We start from the raw sequence: 10,813 nt of genomic DNA, 5'->3' as shown, positions 1-10,813 counted from the left end.
GCCACCTCCTCCGCCGCCGCCACCGCCGCCACAATCCTGGTAGGCGTCGATGATCTTGTGCTGCAGCGCAGAGATATCCAGATAAATCCGGCTGTATTCATCATGCATAAAGGCAACCGGATCCAGCACACTTTTGATTCCAGTCATGTCCAATGCCGTATTGGTTGCTCCGCTGGTAACTAGGTTATCACCAAATTCCAGTCCCCAGTTAAACACCTTTTCGATCCGTTGGCTTGTGACCCAGCCGTTTAGCTGGTTGCTCAAACGGCTTATTGTTGCCTGATATGACTTCAAGATAGGTTCCGTTGCAGAAGCAGGAAGCTTTTTAATGGCCGAGTTCTTTCCCATATCAACAAGCTTATCAATAGCCTTGTTCGCTGCCACTGAGGTTAAAAACATGAGCGTTACATCGTCTGGATACTGATCAACCTGTTCGGATATGCCGATGATTTCTGTCCACAGTCTGAGGCGATCTGAGCTTTCCAGCCGGTAATCACTGGTGCTGGTGCATTTTACATTCAGAAGTGTATAAAGATTAGTGACCTCAGCGCGCAGCAAACTATGGTAAGCACTTACCCCCTGACAGAGGGAATAAGCGGTACCGCCATAATTGATGAACTCCGCAACGGTGCCCGGCCAGCCCGGCAGACAGGTGGCAATGGTGTTGGATAAATCATAAACTCCTGAAAAATCCTCAAAGGCGCGGACATCCCCAGCGCGGAACGTCTGAAGCAGCGGGGCATTCAGCGTAATGACATCCTGTACCAAATATGCATCATCCGGGCAAGCGTAGATTGTAGTTGCGCTGTTGGAGGTATACTCCGTGCGCATATAAAATTCGGTCCCGTCCTCGACGGTGAAGGACTCATATCCCAGTTCTGCCCATTCGTCCAGGTCAAAATCGTCGTAGTCCAGCTCCTGAAATTGGTAGGTTCCGACTTCGGTCTGCTCGCCGCTTGTTTCCGTGCGATAAATGGGCATGGAGAATCCCATGCCGTCCTCTGCGATCTGGATATCTCCATACTCTACAGGAATATCCTCCGCCAAGGCATCGAGATCATTCCACAGGGCGGTTATATCCTCCTGGAGATATGCCATGGTGTTTTCGCTGAGCATGGACGGAACGCCTTCGCAGTCGTAGGAGACCCACAGGCTGACCGGCAGGCTTTCCGCCGTATCAAAGGTCCAAGCTCCGGTCCAGCCCTCTCCTTCCTGATACGTACAGGGGATCCAGGTTTCTTCTCCCGCCGTATTTTCCGCCACTACATAAATGTTCTGAAGCCGCTGGGGATCGTTTTCGCTGAAGTCTACTACGAAGGTAAATACAGGATACAGCGGCCACCAGCGGTATACCAGCGATTTGGAGTCATACGTAGTCAAATCCACCTGGTTGCGGTACTCCACCGGGGACAGTCCCGCGTCGTGGGCGATGTTGATCATGGTAATGCTGTCGGCGTCGATATAGCCGGCGTCGTAAGTGACCTCTATTTGATCGGACAGAATCTCTGCTCCGTCTGGCGTAGTCACCTTCGCCTGTATGGTGTGGAGTTCAAATTCATAACGGGGATGCAGAGGCACCTGAACGGACCAGGTACCCACGGCATTGGCGGTAGTGGTGGCGGCCAGCCTGTCAGAGTCATAGATTTCCACTTTACTGTCAGGCATCGTCTTGCCCCCCGCCATAATATAGCTACGGGCGGTACGGCAGAGTACGTTCAGTTCCATGGCGGTGGCTACAAAGCTGGCGGTGCCGATGGGCTGCGCTGCCTGATTCTCACCCTGGCGCATTTCCAGGGCCACATTGACCCCATAGCTGCCGCTGCTCTGGGGTACTACCAGGAAGAGAAGCACGCCCTGAGACTGCCCGGTGGGGACGGTAAGCATATTGCCTGCCAGTGTATAACGGGTGATGGTACCGTTGAAGGTGACGCTGCCCGTCACCAGTTCACAGTTGTCAGGCAGTTCCACCACCAGCTTTTCTTGCTCGGTGTCATACTGCTGGTCAATTTCATATTGGGCTCGGATGGTCACCATCTGGCCGGCCACGGTCTGCCCTTTGCTGGCCAGGACCGAGGTACCCTCCGGCACGGTATAGCTCAGCCTGCCGTCACCCAACTCCGGGACAGACAGATCACCCAGCTCAGTGACCGCTCCGTTTTTAATCTCCACATCCTTTAGCAGATAATCCGTTCCCTCGACCAGCCCCATCGTGGTCAGGATGGACAGATTGGACACATGGCTCAGCAGGGAAGTCTTTTCCATTACAGCAATTTGATAATGGCCTGCGGGCAGGCAGTCAGAGGTAAACAGAAGCTCACCAACCGAATAGGAACCAAGCCCTTTAGCGTTGGAGTCAAAAAGGAATACCCGCTTGCTGCCGCTGCCTACCAGATTGGCCTCCATGTATCCGTTCTGCAGCATGGTGATGGTAGCCTTGCTGCCGGCTACGCTGTAGATTACCTCTGTCGGCTCTCCTCCCGTCATGCGACCGGCAGTATCCTGTACCGAAATTTGCAGCACATCTCCGTCTGAGGCAGCATTCCCTACCACTAGGTAGGGAGCCTGGATTGTCACATCTGGAATTTCCTTGTTTTGTGTGCGGTTGAAAACCGTAAATTCAAGGCCGGTCCAGTCGGTGAGGCTGGTGGTAATTGCATCTTCCCCCACTGCGGTTGCGTGCTGCAGCTTCAGCTCAAGCTGGATTCGGGCTTCAGGGATGGGGGTCAGCCGGATTATGCCTGCATGTTGCGTTTCGCTGCTTGGCTGAATAAGATCAATATTCCGGGCATAGTAGCCCGCTGCCTGGATGGACAGTGTGCCCTCCAGCCGGCAGCCAGTCAGGGTAAACCAGCCTTCCTCATCGGTGGTGACCGGCCCCAGTACCTGCTCATAACCGGTAGCGGTGCGCTGGGTCAAGGTCACCTGAGCGCTCTGAAGCGCCTCGTCGCTCTCGTTTTTGACACAGCCGGTAATGTCTGCTGACTCCATCGGCTCCAGCACGCAGGTTAGAGCCGAATCTCCCTCCTGCACCTCTACGAAAACCTGGTCAGGCTGACGGTAGGTAAAGGCAAGACTTTCGTCTAGCACCACCTGATAGGATACCTGGCTTACTGACTCGTCTACCAGTATGGCGTTGCCGCTGCCCAGCCATTCCTCCGTATCCCCATTGTGCCAGACAATGGTATACCCCTCGGTGACGGGGGCCCCATCTTGCCCGGTTACGGTCAGGGAAAGCCGGTTGCCATCTACAATATATTCATAGGTGTAGTTATTTTCCATGGCATAGGTCTCGGCATAGGATCCCTGCTCCACATACAGTGTAAAGTTGGAGCACCAATAGAACGCACTGTTGGTTGTTCCGCCTGCAATGGAGGTTACGCTGGCTGGGATTACCACCTCCCGCAGACTCTCACAGCCCCGGAAGGCGCGATCACGAATCTCGCGGACTCCGCTTGGCAAAATAATTGTCCGTATTTTTTTGCATAGATCCAGCGCGCCTGCCTCAATTACCTCAAGTGCAGCGGGCATATTGATGGACTCCAGCGCCTCGCACTCGGCAAAGACGCTCTCTGAGAGGACCTTCAACTGATCCGGCAGTCTTACCGTTACCACGCTGCTGCACCGTTTGAACGCATATCCGGCAATGCTGGTCACACTGTCCGGCACCGTGATCTCCGTGAGACTGCTGCAGTTTTCAAAGGCATTCGCGCCGATGGCGGTAACGCCCTCGGCGATGGTAAGCGTCTGCATCTGATTGCAGCCGCTGAACGCACCGTTTCCAATTGTTTTAATGTGGGCCGGGATAGAGATTGATGTGATGTCGGTGTTGGAAAGTACGTTGTTCGATAGCTCGGTCAGCCCTGCGGGGATAGAGAAGGAGGTCAGTCCTGTTTCCTGAAAGGCTCCCGCTTCTATGCGGATCACTGTGTTGGGCAGTGAGACTGAGGTCAGAGAGAAGCACCGCCGAAAGGCATCCTTTCCCACAGAAGTAACGGTCTCCGGTATCGTAATTTCCTGCAATGAGGAGCAGTTGGAGAATGCATTCTCGCTAATGGTCGTGATCCCTGCTTGGAGGGTGACCTGTTCCAGCCCGGCTTGCGAAAAGGCGCTGGTAAAGTTCGTAAGGGAGCCAGGCAAGGTAATTTCCTTCAGCGCAGTACACCAGCGGAAAGCTGAGTCGCCAATCGTCAAAAGGCCCTGCGGAAAGTTAATTGAGGTTAGAGCGACACAATTATAAAATGCACGGTCGCCGATATCAGTTAGGGTGCTGGGCAGGGTGACGGCGGTCACGGAAGAACATCCGTTGAAGGCATCGTTGGGGAGTTGGGTGAGCCCCTCCTCCAGTACGATCTGGGTGATGTATGCATTGTTGCCCCAGGGCTTTTCGCTGGGCATCACACCGGTACCGCGGATGGTCAGCAAGCCATCATCATCCAGGGTCCAACTGAAGCTACTGTCGGTAAATGTACCTGTTTGGGCCGCCAAAACCGTGATCGCCGGTAAATTAGGCAGGTTCTCCCCCACTGCCGCAGCTGCGGCAAACCCGCCGTACTGACCCAGCAGCAGAATGGATATTAGGGCAGCCAGGATACGTCTGTACGGTTTCATTTATCATCCCTCTTTTCGTTTCTGGGGTCCGAAATTGCCGGTTCCCTAATTATAACAATTATATCATCCACATTTTTCTTTTGTTCCCAAGAAATATAGGAATCGCCTCCGTTCCCGGGGGAATGGAGGCGATGGTGCAGTCGTTATATTCATGCTTCGATCTGAGGAAAATAGGCCGAAAAGATATGACGCAGCTGCTGCTTGTTATGCAGCCCTAGCTTACGCAGGACCCCGGTCTGTTGGTTGGCAATGGTCTTTTCGGAGGAGTGGAGGGTTACCGGCATTCCCAGCATGTGCTGAAACACCGTCAGCTCTGCCGGTGTGAGCCGCTGCAGCAGGGCCGAGCAGATCAGGTGAGACTGGGGTATGACTCCGCGGGCGGTTTCCCGAATGGTAGGCACCAGCAGGGGAAATTGACTTTTCAGTACATAGGCCGAGGCAAAGGCCTCCACGCTGGCCTGGATCACGGTGGCTGGGTCATCAAAAGAGGTCAGAAGGATTACCTTGGCCCGGGTTTCCAGACGGATGCGCCGGGCGGCCGATACCCCTTCCATGGGATCTGTAGGTAAGGCCAGATCCATCAGCACAATGTGAGGGTCTTCCTGCCGGGCAGCCTGACAGGCTGTCTCGCCGTCCGGACAACAGGCGATCAGTGACAGATCGTCATAAGCCGCCAGACTTTGCTGGATCAGGTACTGAAAGTCCGGGTCATCCTCCACCACCAGAATACGGATCAGCTCCATGCCTGTCCCTCCTTCTTTTTTCTGCGCCTGACCGGGAAGAACAGGGAAAAGGTGCTGCCTTTCCCCGGCGCGGAGATCACCCGGATACTGCCGCCATGGGCGCTCATCACGTTCCGGCAGTAATACAGACCCAGTCCCAGGTTGTCCCCTCCGGCCTTTGTGGTGTAGTAGGGCTCAAAAATCTGCCTGGCCGTTTCCTTATCCATGCCGCATCCGTTGTCTGCCACGGTGATCACGGCACAGCGCCGACGGGGAAGCTGCTGATAGGAGAGAGATACCGTTGCGTCTTTTCCTGCGGCATCAAGCCCGTTGGCAATCAGATTGCGCAGGACTTCCTCCACGTGAGCGGGGTCACAGGTCAAGGGAGTGTCCGCGCAGGTGATGATCTGAACAGACGCCGTCTTTCCGGGAGCGGCGTTGAACGCATCCGCAAGGGACTGGAACAGGTCCTTTATGTCGCATGGTTCGGGGAACAGGGAGATCCGATCCGAGTAGAGCTGTGTCCGGCTGACAAACTGTTTCAGGTGGGTGACCGAGCGGCGGAGAATATCCACCTCACGAGCGGGCGCTCCCTGGGCGGCCAGAAAGTCGGTACACCACTCGATTTTGGATAGGTCGTTTTTCAGCGCGTGGCCCACATATTTGGCGTTTTTTTGCAGTACCACGTTTCCGGTGCCCCAGTCATAGGTCTCCTTTCGAAAGCGAATGCCCCAGATTCCGTCCCGGCAGGCGTGGTAGAGGAAATAGAGCAGAACAAACAGGACTACGATCAGGTTGATCTGCCAGAGTTTGCTGAGATTAGGAATGCCCAAGGCATGGTAGGGAAAGGCGGAGATCAGCCAGAACCAAAGAGGAACCAGCAGGCTGGCCGCTGCCAGACGGCGCTGGGAGAAATGAGTGCTCAGCCGCTCCGCCATCAGGACATGGATGAGGATGCCTGTGCCGATCAGACCGTAACACCAGTTATACAGGCCTACTACCAGGCAGAAGGCGGGCACTTGCTGGAATGCCAGCGTCTGGGTACAGGGAAAGATGACGGCAAGCAGAAGCGCCGGCAGATACAACAGCAGACGCAGACGGCGGAACAGCCGGGGATGGGTGCGATCCAGCCGGTGAAAGTACAGGCAGAAGATCACCACCGCCGGCATAGAGAGATAATAAAAAACGGCGCTGAGCAGAGAGTAAAGCGTCTCGGAACATCCGCTGGTCCAGATACCAAGTTCAATCAGCCTGGGCCCCAGTGTATAGAACAAGTATTCTTTCAGCGCCCCGATGCTGAACAGCATCCCGCTGCAGAAACACCAGAAGTTCAACTTGTTTTTGGGATTGGAGCACAGGATCATAAGAAAGATCGCCCAGATCAAAAGGGTAAATACCAGCAGCAATTCTCCAGGGATTCCATCTGTGACCACCTCTGCCCATCTGGAACTGTCATCCACTGCTATCTCCCCCTTTAAACTAAAGCAGAACCAAAGTTTGGGGTATTATATCATGGAAGATGAGGGTATTTCAATTGTGAGACGGGCGGACGGTTATCGTGCGTTTCGGAGCGGTTCCCCGGCCAGTCGGGTGCCGTTTACCGCCTGCCGCAGGATGGCGAGGGTGGGCGTGTAGACACAGCCCCAGCATGTTACAGGGGGAGCAGCAGCATGGATTCATAGTCCACGTATAATAAAACCATCTCGAAAGGGGTGGTTTTATTAATTCTCCTTTCCTCGAAAATTGGTTATACAGCAGGAGTAGCTACCTGCAGTATAATCAGGTCAAGCACTGTGGATCTGTACCTATATTCTTACAGCAAGACTGTTTTGAGGTGACTCAGACCACAGTGGCTTGCCTGCATTGGTGATTCGTTGGTTAACGCTTGACGTTTCTATTTTCGTGAATACATGGACAAGTCATCTGTGGAGACCAGCAGTGCTAATCTAAACAAAAGGAGGAAATCCATGTACTTTATAGGAATCGACATCTCTAAGTTCAAACACGACTGCGCCATCATTGACGAACTCTGTGATACCGTTATGCCCTCATGGTCTTTTTCCAATGACCGGGAGGGCTTTTCGCATTTCAAGGCATTGCTGGACAGTCTGGAAGGTGAAAAGAAGATAGGGCTTGAATCTACCGGCCACTATGGGCAAAATCTGAAGCTGTTCCTCGAATCCAACGGCTTCACCTTTATGGAGTTCAATCCGCTTCTGGTTTCCAGATTCGTTCGCAGCAAATCCCTCAGAAATACGAAAACCGACTCCATTGATGCGCTCAGCATCGCCCAGTATGTGATGACGGTAGAGTACAAGCCCTATCCGTCCTCATTCTACCACTTGGATAAGCTAAAGTCACTCACAAGATTTCGCAATAGTTTGGTTCGTCAGCGCAGCAGACAACTGGTGGAGCTTACCAACGTCTTGGATAAACTGTTTCCTGAGTTCAAAACCTTCTTTAAAGACAAGTTTTCTGTCACAGCCCTGTACATCCTTGCGCACTACCAGACACCGGAACGGATCGCCAACATGAACGCACGCTCTTATGAAGCCCTGCGCAAACTTTCCCGTGGCAGATTCACTCTGAGTAATTTCACCCAGCTCAAAGCTTTAGCAAAAAACACTGTTGGAACTCAAAGCGATTATCTCTTGGATCAGATGAATATCCTTCTGGAGCTTTACTCCCAATTGGACTCCAAGGTGGATGAATTGGACGCTCAAATCAAAGAGTGCGTTCGGGGAATCGATCCGCCCTGTTTATCCATTCCCGGCGTTGGAGAGCTCTCTGCCGCCGTGATTCTCTCGGAATTTGGAGACTTCAGCAAATTTCAGACCCCTTCCAAAATGCTTGCCTTTGCAGGTCTGGAACCAGGCTATTTTCAATCCGGGCAATCTGAGTATACCGGACATATGGTTAAGCACGGCTCATCCCGGCTTCGGTATGCTTTAATGAATTGTTGCTTACCTCTCATCTCCAGCGAACCAGTTTTTGCCGCGTATTACACCAAGAAAAGATCAGAGGGCAAGCCTCATCGTGTGGCATTGACCCATGTTGCCAAAAAACTTCTGCGGGTCATTTACACGCTGCAAACCAAAAATATCCGTTATGATCCGACCATGATCCACTAAGATTCTCCCTTTTTTCGGCCCTCCTCTGGATGGTTTGCTTTCCTGCGCTCTTTTTTCGTCACTAAAAATTTCTTCGCAAAAGACTTGACTTCCTATAGTTGGTCACCTCAAAGGTATCAATCATAATTCGACCTTCCAGGGCGTCCATGGTCCCCACTTTCCAGCTCTTGACGATCAGGTTGGAAAACAGATAGGTCTTGCCCGGCTTTTTCTGGCTGGGATGTGCATACACCTGCAGCTTCAGGGCAGGCAGCCAGGTGCCGGTGACGTAGAGGGGACAGAACTCTCCGGCATAGACGCCCCGTTCCATCCGCAGGGTGCCTCCGCGCTGTATGGGCCCCCGCAAGAGATGGACCCGGTCATTGACGCCCCCCTCCTGATAGGTGGTGGTCTCCACACCGACCTGCAGGCCGGAGATTCTGGAAAAGCCCAGCTCCAATGCCTCGGCGCCTTCCAGGAAGACCCGGAAGGAATACTGGTTCAGAAGATCTTTGCTCATACGCTCCCCCCTTTCTTACAACTCAAAAATATTTCTTCTTCCCGTTGCTCTGGCGGTTGATCTGACGGATCTCCCGGCAGAAGCGTTCCCGTTCCAGGTGGGGGAGGGTCAGCCCATTCTTCGGGCTCCAGTGGAAATGGTACGAGATGAACGAGAGTTGGCGGCACAGCTCCCGGAAGGGGTATTCGGTCTGTAGCTGCATTTGGCGCTTCCTCCCTTCGTCCGGTTACATGGTGCGGGTGATGCCCTCGCACACCAGCTCCAGGCTTTCGATGGCCACCTCGTTGCTGGTGGCGTTGAAGTCGGGGGCGGTGTACTTGGTGGGCCAGGCCTTCTCCAGCTGCCAGGAGGCGGAGTCCTTCCCCTCGTCGTCCACCAGGGTGATCACAATGGTTTTGCGGTTGACGGTGCCGTTTTTCAGCTCGGTCATCCAGTCCATGAAGAGCGGGGAGTCGGTGGTGCCCCGCTTCAGGGTAACGTTGGAATACTTGAGAATGCCGGGCTGCTTGCCGGGGGTCTTGCCCGCCATGTTGCCCTCCCGGTACTCGATGGGATCAACGGTGATGTCGGGCGCGGAGACCTCGGAAAAGCCGGCCGCCTCGGTCCCGTCAATGGTTACCTTATAGTTGTATTTTTGAATGGATAGATAATATCCGCCATAATTTCGTCCCTCCTCAGCAGTATCAGGTGGTGCTCTGGGTGATCTGGGTGATGCGGAAGACCACAAATTCAGCCGGGCGCACCGGAGCTACACCGATCTCACAGATGAGCCGCCCGTTGAGGATATCGTCTTGGGTCATGGTGGTGGCACCTACGTTGACATAGTAGGCCTGGTCCGGCGTGGAACCGGCCAGGGCCCCGTTGCGGCGCTGGGTCTCCAGGAACAGGGTGATGGTGCCCTTTACCCTGGCCCACAGGCTCTCGTCGTTGGGCTCGAAGACCACCCAGTTGGTGTTGGCCCGGATGGACTCCTCCAGGAAGAGGAAGAGACGCCGCACGTTGACGTACTTCCAGTTGCCGTCGCTGGAGCAGGTGCGGGCGCCCCACACCCGGATGCCCTGGCCGGGAATGGCGCGGATCAGGTTGATGCCGATGGGGTTGAGCTTGGCCTGCTCGGCGGTGTTGTAGCTGACGCTCAGGCCGGTACAGCCCCGCACCACCTCGTTGGCCGGGGCCTTGTGCACCCCGCGCTGGGTATCGCTGCGGGCATAGATGCCGCACACGGCGCCGGAGGGGGGCTGGAAAACGGCCTGGTTGCACAGGGGGTCGAACACCTTGATCCAGGGGGCATACATGGCGGCATAGGAGCTGTCATAGATGCCCCGGAAGTTCGCCAGACTGGTGGTATCCACCTTGTCCTGGGGGGTGTCCAGCACGGCGAAGCGGTTGCCCATGGTTTCGCAGTGGGCGATGAGGGCGGCCGCACATCCTGGTCTGTCACACCGGGGATGGCCATGATATTCACATCGGACAGTTCGGTAAAGGCGGCCAGACCGGTGCGCTGGCCGGGAATGGCGTCGTTTCCCTTGTACAGGCTGGTGAGGCTGGTGGCCGGAATGGGCAGGGGGCCGTCGGTACCGCCGGACAGCCGGATGGTGAGACGATCGCCCATTCCGCCCAGGCTGGCCAGGGGACCGCCCTGTTTGCTTTCCTCCTCGGTCTGCTCTGCCAGCTCCACGGTCACCAGCTGAGACAGCTGAAGCCGGGTCACCAGGTAATCCGGGGAGTCCGGATTGAGGGTGCAGCCGGAATAGGTTTCGGTCATGCTGCCGTGGCTCACCACAACATCCAGGACGAACAGCTCCGTGGTGTGGGCTTCACTCTCCGCGCCTGGTTCTGTGCTCAGGGTTAGA

8 protein-coding genes are annotated in these 10,813 nt (G+C 54.9%); 1 reads left to right on the top strand and 7 read right to left on the bottom strand.

The window, feature by feature from the left end; translation table 11 throughout:
• From B5G34_RS16355 to B5G34_RS16345, 3 genes are all read right to left on the bottom strand, one after another.
• A partial coding sequence (locus tag B5G34_RS16355; protein ID WP_162609508.1) for a leucine-rich repeat protein occupies positions 1-4,608 on the bottom strand: 4,608 nt, incomplete at its 3' end.
• A 149-nt stretch (positions 4,609-4,757) separates the two neighbouring features.
• Positions 4,758-5,351, bottom strand: a complete 594-nt coding sequence (locus tag B5G34_RS16350; RefSeq protein ID WP_087340062.1) for a response regulator transcription factor — start codon at positions 5,349-5,351, stop codon at positions 4,758-4,760.
• Complete coding sequence (locus B5G34_RS16345) at positions 5,342-6,790, bottom strand: HAMP domain-containing sensor histidine kinase (RefSeq protein WP_140397279.1); 1,449 nt, start codon at positions 6,788-6,790, stop codon at positions 5,342-5,344. The genes B5G34_RS16350 and B5G34_RS16345 overlap by 10 nt, the downstream gene beginning before the upstream one ends.
• Before the next feature lie 507 nt (positions 6,791-7,297).
• On the opposite strand from B5G34_RS16345, the gene B5G34_RS16340 reads away from it, so the two are divergent.
• Positions 7,298-8,461: an IS110 family transposase gene (locus tag B5G34_RS16340; protein ID WP_242957096.1), complete on the top strand. Its 1,164-nt coding sequence runs from the start codon at positions 7,298-7,300 to the stop codon at positions 8,459-8,461.
• 61 nt (positions 8,462-8,522) lie between these two features.
• Here B5G34_RS16340 and B5G34_RS16335 read toward each other — a convergent pair whose 3' ends face one another.
• The 4 genes from B5G34_RS16335 to B5G34_RS19530 are packed head-to-tail and all read right to left on the bottom strand — an operon-like array spanning position 8,523 to position 10,354.
• Positions 8,523-8,960 (bottom strand): phage tail protein, encoded by a 438-nt coding sequence (locus tag B5G34_RS16335; RefSeq protein WP_087340052.1) that lies wholly within the window; start codon positions 8,958-8,960, stop codon positions 8,523-8,525.
• Positions 8,961-8,982: 22 nt separating this feature from the next.
• Complete coding sequence (locus tag B5G34_RS16330) at positions 8,983-9,162, bottom strand: DUF6760 family protein (RefSeq protein WP_087340049.1); 180 nt, start codon at positions 9,160-9,162, stop codon at positions 8,983-8,985.
• Positions 9,163-9,186: 24 nt separating this feature from the next.
• Entirely contained in the window at positions 9,187-9,687 is a 501-nt protein-coding gene (locus B5G34_RS16325) for a phage tail protein (protein WP_242957095.1), read from the bottom strand.
• A complete protein-coding gene (locus tag B5G34_RS19530; RefSeq protein WP_343286580.1) occupies positions 9,644-10,354 on the bottom strand; it encodes a phage tail sheath subtilisin-like domain-containing protein in 711 nt (236 codons plus the stop codon). Before B5G34_RS19530 ends, B5G34_RS16325 begins: the two co-directional genes overlap by 44 nt.
• Positions 10,355-10,813: the final 459 nt, after the last annotated feature.

It is taken from the genome of Flavonifractor sp. An82, from assembly GCF_002159265.1.
GTDB lineage: Bacteria > Bacillota > Clostridia > Oscillospirales > Oscillospiraceae > Flavonifractor.
The sequence above is the reverse complement of the archived record's forward strand: the minus strand, read 5'-3'. Positions and strand labels throughout refer to the sequence as shown.